Below are 17,874 nucleotides of genomic sequence, written 5' to 3' on the forward strand. Positions count from 1 at the left end.
GTCTTAAAAAACAGGCGAATCGCTGGAGAGTGCGGCCTTGGAACAGCGTGTGGAACTTCCAAAGGAAGCGCAGGCTGCCGAGCAACGTCGATCGGGCAGTTGGCTGGCATGGCTTGTCGTTCTGGCGGTGATCGCGTCCGGCGGCTACTGGTGGTGGCAGCGGTCGCAACCGACGCAGCAACCGGCTCCCAGTTTCAGCCGGCGCTCCGCGCCGCCCGCCGCCGTCGGCACCGCGACGATCTCGACCGGCAATGTCGACGTCACGCTCGACGCCCTGGGCACGGTGACATCGCTCGCCACCGTGACGGTGCGTACCCAGGTCACCGGTCAGCTTGTCCAGATCGCCTTCAAGGAAGGACAGGATGTCAAGAAAGGCGACCTGCTCGCCAAGATCGACTCGCGCTCCTTTGAGGCGTCACTCGGGCAGGCGGTGGGCCAGCTGGCCCGTGACCAGGCCCTCCTGGACAACGCGAAACTGGATCTGACCCGAGCCGAAACGACGGTCAAGACCGGCGCCACCACGCGCCAGGCTTATGACACACAGGCGGCCCTTGTGACGCAGTATCAGGGCACGCTGGCGTCGGACCTGGCAACCGTGCAGGCGGCCAAGGTCAATCTCTCCAACACCAGCATCGTCTCGCCGGTCGACGGCCGTGCAGGCCTGCGCCTGGTGGACGAAGGCAACTACGTAACGCCCGGCGATGCCAACGGCATCGTGGTCATCACGCGGCTGCAGCCGATCAGCGTGCTGTTCACCGTGCCGGAGGACCAGCTCTCGGCAATCCGCCGGCGTCTCGGCCAGGGCGCCACGCTGCCCGTCACCGCGTTCGACCGCACCGGCAATGCCAAACTGGGCGACGGGCAACTGGAAACCTTCGACAGCGCGATCGACCCGACGACCGGCACGATCAAGTTGCGCGCGACCTTCGCGAACGAGGACCACGCCCTCTTCCCCAACCAATTCGTCAACATCCGGCTTCTCGTCGACACCCATGCCGACGCCATCATCGCGCCGACCGCCGCTGTCCAGCGCGGCGCGCCGGGCACCTTCGTCTATGTGGTGAACGCCGACAGCACGGTTTCCGTGCGCACCGTGACGCTTGGCACCATGAATGGCGAGAAAACCCAGATACTCTCCGGCTTGAAGGCCAGCGAGACGGTGGTCGTCGATGGCGTCGACAGGTTGCGCGACGGCATGAAGATCAACGCGGCGCAACCGGGCAATGATGCCGCGACGCCACCAGTCGCAGCCACGCCGCCCGCGCCGCAGCAAGGCGACCCGGCCAAGCCGGATGCCTCAGCACACAAGCACGGCGACGGCAAACACCGGCGCAACCAGACCGGCCAATCGCCATGAATCCGTCCCGCCCGTTTATCCTGCGGCCGGTCGCGACATCGCTGCTGATGGTCGCGATCATGCTGTCGGGCATTCTGGCGTTTCGTTTCCTGCCGATTTCCGCCCTGCCCCAGGTCGATTACCCGACCATCCAGGTCCAGACCTTCTATCCCGGCGCCAGCCCGGACGTGATGACCTCTTCCATCACTGCACCGCTTGAGGTGCAGCTTGGCCAGATCCCCAATCTGGAGCAGATGAATTCGATCAGCTCGGCCGGTTCCTCGGTGATCACGCTGCAGTTCAGCCTGGCCATTTCGCTCGACGTCGCCGAGCAGGAGGTCCAGGCGGCCATCAACGCGGCCGGCAATCTGCTGCCAGCCGATCTGCCGGCACCGCCGATCTATGCCAAGGTCAACCCCGCCGACGCGCCGGTGCTGACGCTCGGCCTCACCTCGACGAACATGGCGCTGCGCGACGTGCAGGCGCTCGCCGACACGCGTCTGGCGCAGAAAATCTCGCAGCTTCCCGGCGTCGGCCTGGTTTCGTTGTCGGGTGGGCAGCGACCGGCCGTGCGTGTCCAGGCCGATCTGCGCAAGCTCGCCGCCTACGGGCTCAACATGGACGATTTGCGCACCACGCTGGCCAGCGCGAACGTCAACCAGCCCAAGGGCAATTTCGACGGCCCTTCGCGCGCCTACACCGTCAACGCCAACGACCAGCTGCAGAGCGCCGATCAGTACAGGTCGCTGATCGTGGCCTACAAGAACGGCGCGCCCGTAAGGTTGAGCGATGTCGGCGCCGTGGTGGACGCCACCGAGAACAACAAGCTCGCCGCCTGGATGAACACCACGCCGGCGATCATCGTCAACGTGCAGCGCCAGCCCGGTGCCAACGTCATCGACGTGGTTGACCGCATCAAGGCGCTGCTGCCACAGCTACAAGCCTCGCTGCCGCATTCCGTCGACGTCGCTGTGCTCACCGACCGCACCACGACCATCCGCGCCTCGGTGCACGATGTCGAATACGAGCTGTCGCTGGCCATCGTCCTGGTCGTGCTGGTCATCTTCGTTTTCCTGCGCAGCGCCCGCGCCACGCTGATCCCCAGCCTGTCGGTACCGCTCTCCCTCGTAGGCACGCTGGGCGTCATGTACATGTTCGGCTACAGCCTCGACAATCTGTCGCTGATGGCACTGACAGTGGCGACCGGCTTCGTCGTTGATGATGCCATCGTGGTGATTGAGAACATCTCGCGCTACATCGAGGAAGGCGACACACCGCTGCAAGCGGCGCTTAAGGGCTCCGAGCAGATCGGCTTCACCATCATCTCGCTGACCGTTTCGCTGATCGCGGTGCTGATCCCACTGCTGTTCATGAGCGACGTCGTCGGGCGGCTGTTCCGCGAATTCGCCGTCACCCTCGCCACCACCATCCTGATATCGGCGGTGGTCTCGCTGACGCTCGTGCCCATGGCCTGCGCCAGGCTGCTGCAACCGATCTCTGAGGTGCGCGAAAACGCCTTCCAGCGCGCCAGCCACGATTTCTTCGAATGGGTGATCCGCGGCTATGGTCGCATGTTGAACTGGGTGCTCGACCGGCAGGCAGTGACGCTCGCGGTCACCTTTGCCACGCTGGTGGCCACCGCGATCCTCTATGTCGAAATCCCGAAGGGCTTCTTTCCGGTTCAGGATACCGGCGTGATCCAGGCCGTCACCGAGGCGCGGCAATCGACATCCTATGCAGCGATGGCGGACCAGCAACAGCGGCTTGCCGCAGTCATCCTGCAAGACAAGGACGTGGAAAGCCTGTCCTCCTTCATCGGCGTCGACGGCACCAACACGACGCTGAATGTCGGCCGCATGCTGATCAATCTGAAATCGCACGAGCAGCGCACCGCTGACATCTCGACCGTCATCGCCCGGTTGAAAAAGGAAGCCGCCGCCCTGCCCGGCATCACCCTCTACATGCAGCCGGTGCAGGATCTGACGATCGACGGCACCGTCAGCCGCACGCAGTATCAATTCGTGCTCCAGGATGCGAGCGCCGGCGAGCTGGCCGAATGGACGCCGAAGCTGATCGACAAACTAAACACCTTGCCGCAACTGGCTGACGTTGCGAGCGATCTTTCTAATCGTGGTCTCGCCGTCTTCGTCGATATCGATCGCGACCAGGCTGCCCGCTTCGGCGTCACGCCGGCCACGGTCGACAACGCGCTCTACGATGCTTTCGGCCAGCGCATCGTCTCGACCATCTTCACCGCCTCCAACCAGTACCGAGTCATCCTCGAGGCCGATCCCGAACTGCAGCAGTCCCTCAAATCGCTTTCGTCGATCTACGTGCCGACATCGACCGGCGGTGGCCCGATATCGCTGTCGGTCTTCGCCAAGATGCGGGTCGACACGGTGCCGCTCCAGATCACACATATGGGCCAGTTCCCGGCGACGACCGTTTCATTCAATCTTGCGCCGGGCGCTTCGCTCGGCGGCGCGGTGGCCGCAATCCAGCAGGCGCAGGCCGAAATCGGCATGCCGGCGTCCGTGACCGCCTCTTTCCAGGGCACGGCCAGTGCCTTCCAGGCCTCGCTTGGCAATGAGCTGTTCCTGATCCTGGCGGCGGTGGTGACGGTCTATATCGTGCTCGGCGTTCTCTATGAGAGTTTCATCCACCCGATCACCATTCTCTCGACGTTGCCATCCGCAGGCATCGGCGCACTGCTTGCGCTGATGATCGCCGGCGAAGACCTGACCATCATTGCGCTGATCGGCATCATCCTGCTGATTGGTATCGTCAAGAAGAACGCGATCATGATGATCGACTTCGCGCTCGACGCACAACGCAACGAAGGCAAGTCGCCGCGCGATGCCATCTTCCAGGCGTGTCTCCTGCGCTTCCGGCCGATCCTGATGACCACGGTCGCCGCCGTCCTTGGCGCACTGCCGCTGATGCTCGGCACCGGTGTCGGTTCAGAACTGCGCCATCCGCTCGGCGTCAGCATCGTCGGCGGCTTGCTGTTCAGCCAGGTGCTGACTCTGTTCACGACGCCGGTCATCTACCTGTGGTTCGACCGGCTGGCGACCCGCCTGCGTGGCGCCGGCCCGGAAATAGCCCGGGGACGTGGCGCGGACTTCGCGCCATGAACCTGTCAGTCCCGTTCATCCGGCGTCCGGTGGCGACCATGCTGCTCACTATCGGCCTGTTCGCGACGGGACTGGTGGCTTTTCCATTGTTGCCGGTCTCGCCACTGCCGCAGGTCGACTATCCCGTCATTTCCGTGCGCGCCTCCATGCCTGGCGCCAGTCCGCAGGTGATGGCCAACACGGTGGCGAGCCCGCTCGAACGGCATCTCGGCGAAATCGCCGACGTCAATGAAATGACCTCGTCCAGTAGTGTCGGCTCGACGCGGGTGACGCTGCAATTCGGTCTCGATCGTGACATCGACGGTGCCGCGCGTGACGTGCAGGCCGCCATCAACGCAGCTCGGGCGGACCTGCCAGCCAGCCTTCGCTCCAACCCGACCTACAGGAAGGTCAACCCGGCGGACGCGCCGATCTTGGTCCTGGCGCTGACCTCCGACACGCTGACGCGCGGCCAGATCTACGACACCGCAAGCACCGTTCTGGCGCAGAAACTTTCGCAGGTCGAAGGCATCGGCGAGGTCGACGTCGCGGGCAGTTCTTTGCCAGCAGTGCGTGTCGAACTAACGCCGCAGACCCTCTATCATTACGGCATCGGGCTGGAAGACGTGCGCGCAGCATTGAGCTCAGCCAACGCGCATGCGCCGAAAGGAGCCATCGACGTCGGGCCGGAGCGGTATCAGATCTATGCCAACGATCAGAGCCTGCGTGCGGAAGACTATCGTCCCCTCATCGTCGCCTACCGCAACGGCGCCCCGGTCAGGCTGACCGATGTCGGCGAGGTCGTCGATTCCGTCGAGAATATCCGCAATTCCGGCCTGGCCAATGGCAAGCCGGCCGTTCTCATCGTCATGACCAGGTCGCCGAACGCCAACATCATCGATACCGTCGACCGGGTGAAGGATCTGATCCCGACGCTGAAGGCGTCGATCTCGCCGGCGATCGATCTTTCGGTCGCCGTCGACCGATCCAACACGATCCGCGCCTCGCTGAAGGAGGTCGAGCTCACATTGATGATCGCGCTCGGCCTGGTCATCCTGGTCGTCTTCGCCTTCTTGCGCGACGTACGCGCCACGCTGATACCGGTCGTGGCGGTCCCGGTCTCGCTGGTCGGCACGCTGGGCGTCATGTATCTGCTTGGCTTCAGTCTCGACAATTTGTCGCTGATGGCGCTGACGGTGGCGACCGGCTTTGTCGTCGACGATGCGGTCGTCGTCCTTGAAAACGTCGCACGGCACCGCTCCGCAGGCCTGTCTCCCGTCCAGGCGGCGATCAAGGGTACGCAGGAGGTCGGCTTCACCGTCCTGTCGATGAGCGTTTCGCTAATTGCCGTCTTCATCCCGATCCTGTTGATGGGCGGCATCATCGGGCGGCTGTTTCGCGAATTCGCGGTCACCCTTTCGGCGGCGATCTTGATTTCGCTGGTCGTCTCGCTGACCACCACGGCCATGATGTGCTCGGTGCTGTTGCGCAAGGAAGAACGCGGTCCGCGCGGGCGCCTCTACCGGGCAAGCGAAGCCGCCTTCGAGGCCATGTTCAACTTCTATCGCAGCACGCTGTCGTGGACGCTCGGGCATCCGCGGCTGATCATGCTGCTGCTTCTGGCCACGCTCTGCCTCAACGGTTACCTCTATGTCATTATCCCGAAAGGCTTTTTCCCCCAGCAGGATACGGGGTTGCTGGTCGGTTCTGTCCAAGCCGATCAGTCTATTTCGTTCCAGTCGATGTCTGACAAGGTCAACCGTTTCGCCGAGATCGTGAAGAACGATCCGGCGGTCGCCAGCGCGGTCGCCTTCACAGGCGGAGGCCAGACCAATTCGGGCGCCATGTATGTGGCGCTGAAGCCGCAGGCCGAACGCAACGTTTCGGCTGACGCGGTCATCGCGCGTTTGAGGACGCAACTCGCCGTCGTACCCGGCGCCACGCTCTTCCTGCAGTCGGTGCAGGACATTCGCGCTGGCGGGCGCCAGTCCAATGCCCAATTCCAATACACGTTGCAGGGCGACGACGCCGATGAAATCCGCGATTGGGCGCAGAAGCTGACGATAGCCCTGCAAACCGAACCCAAGCTCACCGACGTCAACAGCGACCAGCAGAACAAGGGGCTGGACATCGACCTCACCATAGACCGGGATACGGCGGCGCGGCTGGGTATCACCGTCAGCCAGATCGACAGCACGCTTTACGATGCTTTCGGCCAGCGCCAGGTCTCGACCATCTATGTGGCCCGCAACCAGTATCACGTCATCATGGAGGTGGCGCCGGAATACTGGCAGCACCCCGACACGCTCAAGCAGGTCTATATCAGCAAGTCGGGCGGTTCGGTCAGCGGCTCGCAAAAGACCAACGCGGTGGCTGGAACCTTCGTATCGGGTCAGAAGAGCGCCGCGTCGGCGCAGGTTTCCGATGCCGCGGTCAATCAGGCCAACAATTCCATTGGCGCTGTCGGCAAGACGGCGAGTTCGACCGGGGCCGCCGTCAGCACGGCGCGGGAAACCATGGTGCCGCTATCGGCCGTTGCCAGCTATGCCCCAGGCAACACGCCGCTGTCGGTGAACCACCAGGGATTGTTCGTCGCCACCACCATTTCCTTCAACCTGGCGCCGGGCGTCGCGCTGGGCGAAGCGATTGCCGCGATCAACGCGGCCCAGGACCGTATCGGCATGCCGGTAACCATCCACGGTGGATTCCAGGGTACCGCCAACGTCTTCCAGCAATCGCTTGCGAACGAACCGATGCTGATCCTGGCAGCACTGCTAGCGGTCTATGTGGTGCTGGGCATGCTCTATGAGAGCTATGTCCACCCGCTCACCATCCTGTCGACCTTGCCGTCGGCGGGTGTCGGCGCGCTGCTGGCGCTTGGCGCCTTCGGCATCGAGTTCTCGATCATGGCGATGATCGGCGTGATCCTCCTGATCGGCATCGTCAAGAAGAACGCCATCATGATGATCGACTTCGCGCTGGACGCCGAGCGCAAGCAGGGCATGTCGGCGCGCGACGCCATCTCCCAGGCGTGCCTTCTGCGTTTCCGGCCCATCATGATGACCACCATGGCAGCCCTGCTCGGCGCGGTCCCCCTTGCCATCGGCCTTGGCGAAGGCAGCGAGCTCAGACAGCCGCTCGGCGTTGCGATCGTCGGCGGCTTGATCCTCAGCCAAATGCTCACCCTTTATACGACGCCGGTCATCTACATTTATCTCGATCGGTTCCGCTTGTGGGCGCTTGGCTCGCGCCGAAAGCGCGGGGCCGCGCCAATTCCGAGCTGATCTCAGGCAGCGAGAAGATGTGTCGAGCAGGTCGAACCCATCAGGCGTTCGCTGCCTCCACCAGCCAGTCATGGAAAGCCACCATTGCCGGCGTTTCGGCGCGCGACTGCAGGCGAGTCAGCCAATAACTCCCCATGGTCACGGCAACGGAGAAGGGCTGCCGAATGGCGTCGGCCAAGAGGTGGCGGGAAAACATCAGCGGCGGCGCCAAGGCAATGCCGGCACCCTGGAAGGCCGCTTCCATCATGGCGAGCGAGGAATCGAAGACGATGCTCTTCGGCACCGGCATGTTAGCCGGCGCGCCGGCCGCGGCCAGCCATTGCGGCCACTCGTCGGCGCGGTAGGAACGCAGCAGCGTGTGCCTGGAAACGTCGGCCGGCGTGTGGAGCTGCTCCGCGATGCTGGGAACGCATAGCGCCGAAAGTGGTGCCTCCAGCAGTCGGACCGCCTCGACACCATGCCATGCCCCTGCCCCGAAGCGGATCGCGTAGTCCAGCCCCTCGGCGGCGATGTCGACACGGTTGTTGTTCGTGGAAAGACGCAGATCGATGAAAGGATGCCGCGCCTGGAAATCGGCGAGGCGCGGCAACAGCCAGCCGACCGCCAACGTCGCCACCGCACCGACGCGCAACACCTCGCGATAGTGGCCACCCTCGAAACGTTCCAGCGTTCCGGCGATGCGGTCGAACGCCTCGCGCAGCGCCGGCAGCAACGTTTCGCCTTCCGGCGTCAGCATCAGGCCGCGAGGCAGCCGGTTGAACAGGATGACGTTCAATTGGCCTTCGAGGCTCTTTACGTGATGGCTGACGGCGGCCTGCGTCACGCACAGCTCGATCGCCGCCTTGGTGAAGCTAAGGTGCCGCGCCGAAGCTTCGAATGCCCGCAGCGCGTTGAGGGGAAGATGAGGTCGAACCACGGAACACCCAAATTATTCTAATGGCTGGCGCTAGATATCGTCGTTTGTTCGATGCGTACAGGCCACCTATACCAGCTTCACCCGATCGGCTTCCCTGCTTCAAATTACAGCCCGGATTTCGATATGCGGGTCTTTGGACATACAAAAGCGATCAACGACCGCAGCCCTCCCAGGCGCCGCGGATCGCACAACCACGAGGATGCTGTAGCTGCCATGAGAAATATTACCTTTTCGAGGCTTGGGTCTGTTGCTTTTGCCTGGCTCGCGCTCGGCGCGAATGCGCAGGCGGCGGAAAGCGAACAAGGTCAACTCGGCCGCATCGTCGCCAAGGCGATCGAACCGGTCATGAAGGAAAACGACGTTCTCGGCATGGCCGTTGCCGTTACCATCAAGGGCAAGCGCTACTTCTTCAACTACGGCGTGGCATCGAAGGAAAGCGGCCAGAAGGTCACTGAAAACACCATTTTCGAGATCGGTTCGATCAGCAAGACCTTCACCGCCACGCTTGCCGCCTATGCGCAGCAAACCGGTACGATGGCTCTATCGGATCCAGCGGTCAAATACATGCCGGCCTTGGCTGGCAGCGCGCTCGAGAAGGTCAGTCTGCTTGATCTCGGCACCTATGCCGCCGGCGGCCTGCCCCTGCAGTTTCCGGACAGCGTGAAGGGTCAGGATGGAATTGTCGCCTTCTTCAAGAGCTGGCGGCCGGACTATGCTGCCGGCACCTACCGCCAGTACTCCAACCCGAGCATCGGCCTCTTCGGAGAATTGGCCGCCAAGAGCATGGGCAAGCCTTTCGCTGATCTGATGGAGCAGAAGCTTTTCCCCGCGTTCGGCCTGACGAGCACCTTCATCAAGGTCCCTGAATCCCGCATGGCCGATTATGCTTTCGGCTATTCGAAGGCCGACAAGCCGATCCGAGTCTCGTCAGGTCCGTTCGGTTCGGAAGCCTATGGCGTCAAGACGACCTCGACGGATATGGCGCGGTATCTGGAACTGAACATGGACAGTTCCAGCCTCGATGCCGCGATGAAAGGCGCGATCGTCGCCACCCACACCGGATATTACAAAGTCGACAACACCACCCAGGGCCTGGGATGGGAGACCTATTCTTATCCGACGACACTCGACGTGCTGCTTGCCGGCAATTCATCGGACATGGCTCTCAAGCCACACAAGGTGGAAAGACTGGTTCCGCCGCAAGAGGCGGGAGATGACGTGCTGATCAACAAGACCGGCTCCACCAACGGCTTTGGTGCCTACGCCGTTTTCGTTCCGGCGGAAAAGATCGGCATCGTCATGCTGGCCAACAAAAGCTATCCCAACCCGATCCGGGTCAAGGCTGCATATCAGATCATCACGGCCATCGAAAAACAGCCGGGTCTGCTGAACGCCCGCTGACGCGTCACCATTTCTGATCCGAAACAGGCAACGGCGGCAAGGCACCAACCTTGTCGCCGTCACGGCGCGGCATATTGGCCACCATTGTCCGTGTCCAACACCATCGACAAGGTGACATGCCGCGGGCGCGTCAGCGCGAAGATCACAGCCTCGACGACATCGCGGTTGGTGCCGCGCCCGCCTTTGGCGCGATGCGCCACCTCCTCCCATTCGGGATCGGTTGGCAAAATATCGTCCAGATAGGGCGGATGGATCGTGATCGAGCGAACTGGCGAGCCGACCAGCATCTGCTTCAATCCTTCGGCAATCGCTGACTGGCCATGCTTGGCGGCATAGAATGGCACCGAGACCGTATGCAACGACGCGTTGAGTAGGCCGCTGATCGACCCGATCGTAACGATGTCGGGGCTTTCCGAACGCTCCAGCCCGGGCAGAAGCGCCTGCGTGAACAGGAACGTGCCGGTAATCGCGGCGTTGACCACGCCTGCGACTTCATCGGCCGTATAGGGCTCTTTCCGCCCCTCCAGCCACATCGCGCCATTGTTGACCAGAACGTCGACTGTCGGGTTGGAAGCTAAAATCGCCCGGCTTGCCTCAGTCACACTGCCTACATCAGCCAGGTCGACGGCAATACAGGTTGGTGCATTTCCAGTGCGTTCCACGATGATCGACGCGATATCGGCCAGCGCTTGTTCGTTGCGACCGCACAAAACGAGACGGGCTTCGAGTTCCGCCAGCGATATGGCAAGAGCCGCACCCAGCCCCCTTCCCGCACCGGTGATAACGACCAGCTTCCCTGCAAACCGTCCCACCAAACGAACCTCCCACAATCATCGAGTGAAGCGGACATAGGCGCCATCGGTATATTTTGCGAGACCTGCCGGGAACGGAATCCGTCCAACGCAGACCGGCCCCGCGAAAGGACACGAATGGACATCCGCCAACCGGCCATACCGAGCAACACCATTCCATCGTGCCGTTCCGAATGCGCATTCGATTGTTACGCAATGTCAGAATTTCAGCATTCCATTTCGCGCATTCGTCCTTAAGTTCACTATCCTTATGGACTTAAGGGAGGAGCGACGATGATCGAGCGTTCGCGCAATTCCGTCATCATCATTGGCGGTGGCGCCAGTGGCGTCATTCTCACAGCACATCTGTTGCGTTCGACCGATCCGGGTTTGCGTGTCACGCTGGTCGAGCGTCGCGACAGTTTCGGCAAGGGCATGGCCTATTCCACCATCTTGCCCGACCATCTCCTGAACGTCGCCGCCACCAATATGAGCGCGTTTCCCGATGATCCTGGCCACTACTGGCGCTGGCTCGTGGAAAACCGGCTCGTCGCGGCCAATGCCGGGCCGGTCTACACGCCACGCGGCATCTATGGGCGTTATCTCGAGCATGTTCTGGCCACTTGCGTCGAACGCGAAAGCGCTACCGGCCGCCTGCGGCTGGTGAAGCAGGAATGCATCGGTGTCGCCACCACGCAGGGCGGCGTCGAGGCACGGCTGGCCGACGGCACCAGCCTGGTCGGTCATGTCGTCGTGCTCGCCACCGGTCACGACGAGGCGCCGGCCACGGACCAGAATTTCGCGCTCCGTGTCGGCTCGGCCGAAGATACGCCACTGGACCCTGACGCCCGGGTGCTTGTGCTCGGAACCGGCCTCAGCATGGCCGACGCGTGGCTCACGCTCCAGCATCGTGGACACAAGGGCGAAGTCGTTGCCGTATCGCGACGCGGGCTGCTGCCCTGGCCGCACCAGAAGGGCAACCCGATCAAGCTCGACAGCGCCGACATCCCACTTGGTACTGAGCTCTCCTATTTCGTGGACTGGTTCCACAAACTGGTGCGCGAGACCGAAAAAGCCGGCGGCAACTGGCGCGACGTCGTCGATGGGCTGAGGCCGTTCAACCAGCGCATCTGGCAGAATTGGCCTGCTACCGCCAAACGCCGCTTTCTCGAACACACCAAGGCCTGGTGGGATATCCACCGCCACCGCATGGCGCCGCAGATCCATGCGAAGGTGAGCGAAGCTGTGCGTTCCGGCCGGTTAAGGCTCCTTGCAGCGCGCGTCCTCGATACGCAGCCGGACGGTGATCATGGACGCAAGGTGCGGCTCTTGCCGCGCCGCTCGCGCGAAACGGAAACACTGCATGTCGGTCGTGTCTATGACTGCACCGGCATCGTGAAGGACGTGTCGACCGGTTCGATTGCCGTCATCCGCTCGCTGACTGATCGCGGCCTGGCACGCCCTGACCCGTTGCGCCTCGGTCTCGACGTCACGCCGGACTGTGCGGTGATCGACGCAAGCGGCTCGGTTTCCGACCGGCTGTTCGCTGTCGGCCCGCTGACGCGCGGCACATTCTTCGAGATCGACGCCGTCCCCGATATCCGCAACCAGACGGCAAGGCTGGCGGGAAGATTGACGCAGCAAAGCGCGCCGGGCTTTCGCTGATTGCAGAAACGGAAGCGGCGCGATCCGTATAGACCGCGCCCCTCCATCTGTTGCCCGAAGCGTCAGAAGCCGTATCTTTGAACCAGATCGAAACGGCCGGCCGCGACGGCTGAGCTTGCGGCCCAAGCTGCGTCCCGCCGTGCCAGCGAGTTCCGCACGAAGGACGCGACATGGCCGAACGCATCGAGATCGGCCGTGGTCTCGATGCCCGCAACCATGAACTCGGATACGCCCGCATCGATGAAGCCAAGCAGCGAAAGTGCTGCCTGCGCCGGCAACCGAGGCAGGTCTGCGAAACCGGCATTGGCGTGTGCATCGTCTGCAACCCAATGAACAGGCAATGCGAAGCGAACCTTGCCTTGCCGACCGTGCCTTGCCGCCGCCGCGCGGACCCGGCCTGCCAATAGCCGCGCCTCGTCCGGAGAACCGGCTGTCAGTTCAAAGACGTCGGCATGCTTGCCGGCAACGTTCAGCGCTGTTCCGGAAAGCCCACTCATGCGGATCGGCACATGGACGCTCGGAGGCTGCTTGCGCGGCACGAAGCCGCCGGCAACGCTGTAGAACGGCCCCTCATGGTCGATCGGCCTTTCATTCGCCCACAGCCGCTTCAACAGCATCAGATACTCGTCCGTACGCCGCCAGAATGCGATGTGGCTGGGTTGCCACTCAGTGTCTGCGAAGCCTCGAGCAGGTACGCGCAACGAGATGCGGCCGTCGCTCAGTGCTTGCAAGGCAACCACGCGACGCGCGGCCGTCACAGGATCCAGTTCTCCGGCCCCATGCGTGACGACGAGTTGCAGCGATTTGAAGCGAGCCGCAACGGCCTCATCGAGCTCTGCGAGTGGCGCGCCCCGTTCTTCGAGTTGCCAGGACCGGAAGCCCGCATTCCAGGCGAGCGCCGGCGCTACATCGCCGCTCCGGACGCGAGCATCGCCGGTGTTGGACAGTGGTTCAGTGTTATTGGGGGGCACGAAAGTGAACACGACGCTCATCACAACTTCTCCCTTGTTGTGGCTGACAGGCGGGTGATTCAACTCCTACAAAACGCCAGACGCTTGCAGGCTGCCTGGCGAGAGCCTCAGTGCACGAGGCCGAGGACAAAGGCGCCGGCAAAGAGGAAGGATATGGCGAACACCGCATAAGGCGCGAACGCACCTGCAAGAGCCGGCGCTGCTGGGCTGCTATTCTTGCGGGTCTTGCGACCGGCGGTCTGGATTTGGAAATGCGCCACAGCGTCCTCCATTTCCTTTAGTCTATAAACTCAGTAGATTTTGTCGATTGCTATTTTTGACGAAGCGATAGCATGGCTTTCTCAGATGCCTCGACGGCTTCGAACTTTGTTCCGCGAAATTGCCATGCGGCGCGGTTAGGCGCGCTCCAATATCCGCATCGTCCTTTCTGGCCGTTCGCTTTGGCGGCCAATGCAAAAACTCTGGCGATACCCGGGCATTTTTCGTATCACAGCGCCGCGCCCGCCCGGCGGCGCTATACGATGGAACCCGCTCCGATGTTCGAAGACTTGCAGCCCGCGCCGACAGACAAGATCCTGGCCCTGATCGGCCTTTATCGCGCGGACCCGCGCACCGACAAAGTCGATCTCGGCGTCGGCGTCTACAAGGACCGCGCGGGCAAGACCGTGGTGATGCGCGCCGTACGCGCGGCTGAAAAGCGCCTGCTGGAGACGCAGGACACCAAGACCTATCTCGGTCTGGCCGGCGACCTTGCTTTCAACGCCGCAATGGCGGATCTCGTATTCGGTAAGAGCGCCGACGTCACACGCATTCGCTCCGCGCAAGCGCCGGGCGGCTCCGGTGCGCTGCGCCTGGCGGCCGAGCTTCTCAAGCGCACCAGGCCGGATGCCGTGGTGTGGATTTCCAACCCGACCTGGCCGAACCACATCCCCATGATGCGCGGCGCCGGCCTGACTGTCCGGGAATACCCCTATTTCGATGCGGAAAGCGGCACCGTGCGCTTCGACGCCATGCTGGCGGCGTTGAAGGAAGCCAAGAGCGGCGATGCCGTGCTTTTGCACGGGTGCTGCCACAACCCGACCGGCGCCAATCTGACAGCGGCTCAATGGGCCGAAGTGGCGGACCTGCTGGTAGCGCGCGGCCTGCTGCCTTTCGTCGACATCGCTTACCAGGGGTTTGGCGAAGGCCTTGAGGCCGATGCAGCCGGTCTGCGCATCGTCGCGGGCAAGGTGCCGGAAATGCTGGTCGCGGCCAGCTGTTCCAAGAACTTTGCCGTCTATCGCGACCGCGTTGGCGCGGCGATGATCATGGGCAGGACTGGCCCGGAAGCTGACATGGCCCAAGGCCACATGCTGGCCGCAGCCCGCACGCTCTATTCCATGCCGCCGGATCACGGTGCGGCGGCGGTCCGTATCGTCCTCGAAGACAAGGACCTGCGAGCCGATTGGGAAGCCGAGCTTGAGGAAATGCGCCAGCGCATGCTGCGACTGCGCGTCGCCTTCGCCGAGGCGTTGCGCCGCCAGTCCAATTCCGATCGCTTCGACTTCATCGCCGAGCATCGCGGCATGTTCTCGCGCCTCGGCCTGCGCGAAGACCAGGTTGAGCGGCTCCGGGCCGAACACGGCGTCTATATGGTTGGTGACAGCCGCATCAACGTAGCGGGTCTACCTGAGGATGGGCTGGACAAGCTCGCCAAGGCGATCGTTTCAGTGCTCGACTAGGCTGCCGCGACAGTCAGCCAGACTGTGGACAAACGGCCAATGCCACATACCGGCATTGGCCGTTTTGCCGAGCGCGGGCTAGCATCCGGCCATGAAGCCCTCCAAGGACATCTCCCGCCTCATCGAAATCATGGCGGCGCTGCGCGCGCCGGTCACCGGCTGCCCGTGGGATGTCGAGCAGACCTTTTCTACCATCGCGCCTTACACGATCGAGGAAGCCTACGAGGTGGCGGATGCCATCGCCCGCGACGACATGGACAACCTGCGCGAGGAACTCGGCGACCTCCTGCTTCAGGTTGTCTATCACGCGCAAATGGCTGACGAAGAAGGTGAATTTGCTTTCGGCGATGTGGTCGAAGCCATCACCAGGAAGATGATCCGCCGCCACCCGCACGTCTTCGGCGACCAAGAGGCGCGCGATGCCGGCATGGCCAAGGGCATGTGGGAAAAGATCAAGGCCGAGGAGAAGGCGGAGCGTCGCGCCGCCCGACTGGAGCGCGGGCAGGACCCCGAGGATCATGGCAACGGGTTCCTGGATTCCGTGCCGGTCGCCCTGCCCGCTCTCACCCGGGCGTTGAAGCTGCAGGAGAAAGCGGCCCGTGTCGGTTTCGATTGGAGCGAGGCCGCTCCGATCCTCGACAAGATCGAGGAAGAGGTCGCCGAACTGCGCGAAGCACTTGCCAAGGGCGACACCGCCTCGATCAAGGACGAATTCGGCGACATGCTGTTCGCCGTCGTCAATCTCGGCCGTCATCTCAAGGTCGATTCGGAGGCCGCGCTCGCCGGCACCAACGATAAATTCCGCAAACGCTTTCACTATGTGGAACGGACGCTGGACCAGTCAGGCGGCAGCCTGGAGCAGGCGACATTGGATGAAATGGAAGCGCTCTGGCAGAAAGCCAAGAGCGAGCCCTAAACGACGACTAATCCTGGCGAAATGGCTATAGCGAGCGCAAGCTAGCCTTGGATCCGGCGATGCAGGCGACCTTCGATCTCTTCCCGCGCGCTTTCCGTCGCCATCAGCGAAAGTAAAACGCTGCCGTCCTCGTTGTCGGTGCGCGCAACAACGTCGCCGTTGCGATAGAGCCAGTCGACCAGCCCAAGCTGTGCCGGCTGCAAGGTGACTTCGACCCGCTGCAATTCACCCGACACGCGGGTCTCGATCAGCGACTTAAGTGCATCGATGCCTTCGCCCGTCACCGCGGAAATGGCAACCGGCGGACGCCTGCCGTCGGCGCTCTCCGCCAGCAGGCGGTCGCGATTGCCTTCGTCTAGCAGGTCGATCTTGTTCCAGACCTCGACGACACGGTCGGTGTTGGCGGCATCCACACCAAGATCGGCCAGGATGCGTTCCACATCCTCGGCCTGCGCGGCAGTGTCCGGGTCCGAAATATCGCGCAAGTGAATTACAAGATCGGCCTCCACCACCTCTTCCAACGTCGCTCGGAAGGCCGCCACCAGATGTGTCGGCAGATCGGAGATGAAGCCGACCGTGTCAGACAGAATTACCGGTGTGCCATGCGGCAGCCGTACACGGCGCAGCGTGGGATCGAGCGTCGCGAACAACATGTCCTCTGCCAACACCCCCGCCCCCGTCAACAGGTTGAACAGGGTCGACTTGCCGGCATTGGTGTAGCCGACGATGGCAACCACGGGAAAAGGCACCTTCTTGCGTTTGGCCCGATGCAGATCGCGCGTGCGCCGCACCGTCTCCAATTCACGCTTCAGCCGGATGATCTTCTCTTGCAGGGCACGGCGGTCGGCCTCGATCTGCGTTTCGCCCGGGCCGCCCAGAAAACCGGCGCCGCCACGCTGGCGCTCAAGGTGGGTCCAGCTGCGCACCAGCCGGCCCTTCTGGTAGTTGAGATGTGCGAGTTCGACCTGCAGCGTGCCTTCCTTGGTGCGGGCGCGCTCGCCGAAAATCTCAAGGATGAGACCGGTGCGGTCCAACACCTTGACGTTCAATTCCTTCTCCAGATTGCGCTGCTGCACCGGAGTGAGCGGATGGTCGATGATGGCCAGTTCCGCGTGCTTGTCCTTGACCGCCTCTGCCAGTTCAGAAACCTTGCCCGAGCCGAGCAGGGTCGCCGGTCGCGGTTCCGCGACAATGGTGATTGAAGTCTGGACTGGATCGAGATCGATGGCGCGGGTCAGGCCGACGGCTTCATCGAGCCGCGCCTCGGGCGACCGTGCCAGTCGCACCCGGCCGCTGTCGTCCTCCTGCCTGGGATGATTCGGCAGCACGGGCACAATGACGAGGGCGCGGGTGGCTTTGTCGCCGCCCTCGCCCTTAACGTCTGTTGATTGTCCGCGGCCTTTGCGGCCCGCGTCACCTTGCTTGGTCAATTAGCCGCCTTGGCTTTCCTCACCATCGAACATCTGAACCGGTTGGCTCGGCATGATCGTGGAAATGGCATGTTTGTAAACGAGCTGGGAATGCCCGTCACGCCGCAGCAATACGCAGAAATTGTCGAACGAGGTCACGACCCCGGTCAACTTCACTCCGTTGATGAGGAAGATCGTCAGTGGGTTCTTGCTCTTGCGCACCGAGTTCAGGAATAGGTCCTGAAGATTTTGCGAACGCTCTGCCATTGTTCTTATCTTTCGCCGATCCCCTTCGGTATGCATGCCAATGCGCCAAAATACTCGGCGTATGTCAAGCTTGCAGACATGCTT

Annotated in this window: 13 protein-coding genes; 7 read left to right on the forward strand and 6 right to left on the reverse strand. The window is 62.7% G+C overall.

The genetic code is table 11. From position 1 onward, the window contains the following. The first annotated feature begins 37 nt into the window (after positions 1–37). The 3 genes from AB4136_RS24555 to AB4136_RS24565 are packed head-to-tail and all read left to right on the forward strand — an operon-like array spanning position 38 to position 7,733. A complete protein-coding gene (locus AB4136_RS24555) occupies positions 38–1,357 on the forward strand; it encodes an efflux RND transporter periplasmic adaptor subunit (protein ID WP_024924035.1) in 1,320 nt (439 codons plus the stop codon). Beyond that, positions 1,354–4,470, forward strand: a complete 3,117-nt coding sequence (locus AB4136_RS24560) for an MdtB/MuxB family multidrug efflux RND transporter permease subunit (protein WP_024924036.1) — start codon at positions 1,354–1,356, stop codon at positions 4,468–4,470. The genes AB4136_RS24555 and AB4136_RS24560 overlap by 4 nt, the downstream gene beginning before the upstream one ends. After that, the gene (locus AB4136_RS24565; protein ID WP_137901225.1) at positions 4,467–7,733 is read left to right on the forward strand and encodes an efflux RND transporter permease subunit; all 3,267 of its coding nucleotides are present in this window, start codon (positions 4,467–4,469) and stop codon (positions 7,731–7,733) included. The genes AB4136_RS24560 and AB4136_RS24565 overlap by 4 nt, the downstream gene beginning before the upstream one ends. 40 nt (positions 7,734–7,773) lie before the next feature. Here the strand turns inward: AB4136_RS24565 and AB4136_RS24570 are convergent, their stop codons facing one another. Then, positions 7,774–8,649: a LysR family transcriptional regulator gene (locus AB4136_RS24570; RefSeq protein WP_024924038.1), complete on the reverse strand. Its 876-nt coding sequence runs from the start codon at positions 8,647–8,649 to the stop codon at positions 7,774–7,776. A 213-nt stretch (positions 8,650–8,862) separates the two neighbouring features. Here AB4136_RS24570 and ampC point away from each other — a divergent pair, with 213 nt between their 5' ends. Next, the gene (gene ampC, locus AB4136_RS24575) at positions 8,863–10,050 is read left to right on the forward strand and encodes a class C beta-lactamase (protein WP_024924039.1); all 1,188 of its coding nucleotides are present in this window, start codon (positions 8,863–8,865) and stop codon (positions 10,048–10,050) included. 59 nt (positions 10,051–10,109) lie between these two features. Here the strand turns inward: ampC and AB4136_RS24580 are convergent, their stop codons facing one another. Beyond that, positions 10,110–10,862: an SDR family oxidoreductase gene (locus tag AB4136_RS24580; protein ID WP_024924040.1), complete on the reverse strand. Its 753-nt coding sequence runs from the start codon at positions 10,860–10,862 to the stop codon at positions 10,110–10,112. A 273-nt stretch (positions 10,863–11,135) separates the two neighbouring features. Between AB4136_RS24580 and AB4136_RS24585 the strand changes: the two genes are divergently transcribed. Next, positions 11,136–12,506: an FAD/NAD(P)-binding protein gene (locus tag AB4136_RS24585; RefSeq protein ID WP_024924041.1), complete on the forward strand. Its 1,371-nt coding sequence runs from the start codon at positions 11,136–11,138 to the stop codon at positions 12,504–12,506. A gap of 62 nt (positions 12,507–12,568) precedes the next feature. On the opposite strand, the gene AB4136_RS24590 is transcribed toward AB4136_RS24585, so the two are convergent. Both AB4136_RS24590 and AB4136_RS24595 read right to left on the reverse strand, forming a co-directional pair. Further along, positions 12,569–13,498 carry an LLM class flavin-dependent oxidoreductase gene (locus AB4136_RS24590; protein WP_024924042.1) on the reverse strand — a complete coding sequence of 310 codons (930 nt, stop codon included), beginning with the start codon at positions 13,496–13,498 and terminating at the stop codon, positions 12,569–12,571. An 86-nt stretch (positions 13,499–13,584) separates the two neighbouring features. Next, positions 13,585–13,737 carry a hypothetical protein gene (locus AB4136_RS24595; protein WP_161773096.1) on the reverse strand — a complete coding sequence of 51 codons (153 nt, stop codon included), beginning with the start codon at positions 13,735–13,737 and terminating at the stop codon, positions 13,585–13,587. Positions 13,738–14,013: 276 nt separating this feature from the next. Here AB4136_RS24595 and AB4136_RS24600 point away from each other — a divergent pair, with 276 nt between their 5' ends. Both AB4136_RS24600 and mazG read left to right on the forward strand, forming a co-directional pair. After that, positions 14,014–15,198 carry an amino acid aminotransferase gene (locus AB4136_RS24600; RefSeq protein WP_024924043.1) on the forward strand — a complete coding sequence of 395 codons (1,185 nt, stop codon included), beginning with the start codon at positions 14,014–14,016 and terminating at the stop codon, positions 15,196–15,198. 91 nt (positions 15,199–15,289) lie between these two features. Next, positions 15,290–16,114, forward strand: a complete 825-nt coding sequence (gene mazG / locus AB4136_RS24605; protein WP_024924044.1) for a nucleoside triphosphate pyrophosphohydrolase — start codon at positions 15,290–15,292, stop codon at positions 16,112–16,114. Between the two features lie 41 nt (positions 16,115–16,155). On the opposite strand, the gene hflX is transcribed toward mazG, so the two are convergent. Together hflX and hfq are read right to left on the reverse strand one after the other, a co-directional pair. Continuing rightward, the gene (hflX, locus tag AB4136_RS24610; protein ID WP_024924045.1) at positions 16,156–17,544 is read right to left on the reverse strand and encodes a GTPase HflX; all 1,389 of its coding nucleotides are present in this window, start codon (positions 17,542–17,544) and stop codon (positions 16,156–16,158) included. Then, the gene (gene hfq, locus AB4136_RS24615) at positions 17,545–17,790 is read right to left on the reverse strand and encodes an RNA chaperone Hfq (RefSeq protein ID WP_018428055.1); all 246 of its coding nucleotides are present in this window, start codon (positions 17,788–17,790) and stop codon (positions 17,545–17,547) included. Between the last annotated feature and the right edge of the window lie 84 nt (positions 17,791–17,874).

It is taken from the genome of Mesorhizobium sp. 2RAF21, assembly GCF_052115345.1.
Lineage (GTDB): Bacteria > Pseudomonadota > Alphaproteobacteria > Rhizobiales > Rhizobiaceae > Mesorhizobium > Mesorhizobium terrae.

What these genes read in the sequence shown, in the direction of transcription:
- AB4136_RS24600 (WP_024924043.1), top strand. Translation starts at nt 14,014, where the DNA reads ATGTTCGAAGACTTGCAGCCCGCGCCGACAGACAAGATCCTGGCCCTG.
- AB4136_RS24560 (WP_024924036.1), top strand. Translation starts at nt 1,354, where the DNA reads ATGAATCCGTCCCGCCCGTTTATCCTGCGGCCGGTCGCGACATCGCTG.
- mazG (WP_024924044.1), top strand. Translation starts at nt 15,290, where the DNA reads ATGAAGCCCTCCAAGGACATCTCCCGCCTCATCGAAATCATGGCGGCG.
- AB4136_RS24565 (WP_137901225.1), top strand. Translation starts at nt 4,467, where the DNA reads ATGAACCTGTCAGTCCCGTTCATCCGGCGTCCGGTGGCGACCATGCTG.
- ampC (WP_024924039.1), top strand. Translation starts at nt 8,863, where the DNA reads ATGAGAAATATTACCTTTTCGAGGCTTGGGTCTGTTGCTTTTGCCTGG.
- AB4136_RS24590 (WP_024924042.1), bottom strand. Translation starts at nt 13,498, where the DNA reads ATGAGCGTCGTGTTCACTTTCGTGCCCCCCAATAACACTGAACCACTG.
- AB4136_RS24585 (WP_024924041.1), top strand. Translation starts at nt 11,136, where the DNA reads ATGATCGAGCGTTCGCGCAATTCCGTCATCATCATTGGCGGTGGCGCC.
- hfq (WP_018428055.1), bottom strand. Translation starts at nt 17,790, where the DNA reads ATGGCAGAGCGTTCGCAAAATCTTCAGGACCTATTCCTGAACTCGGTG.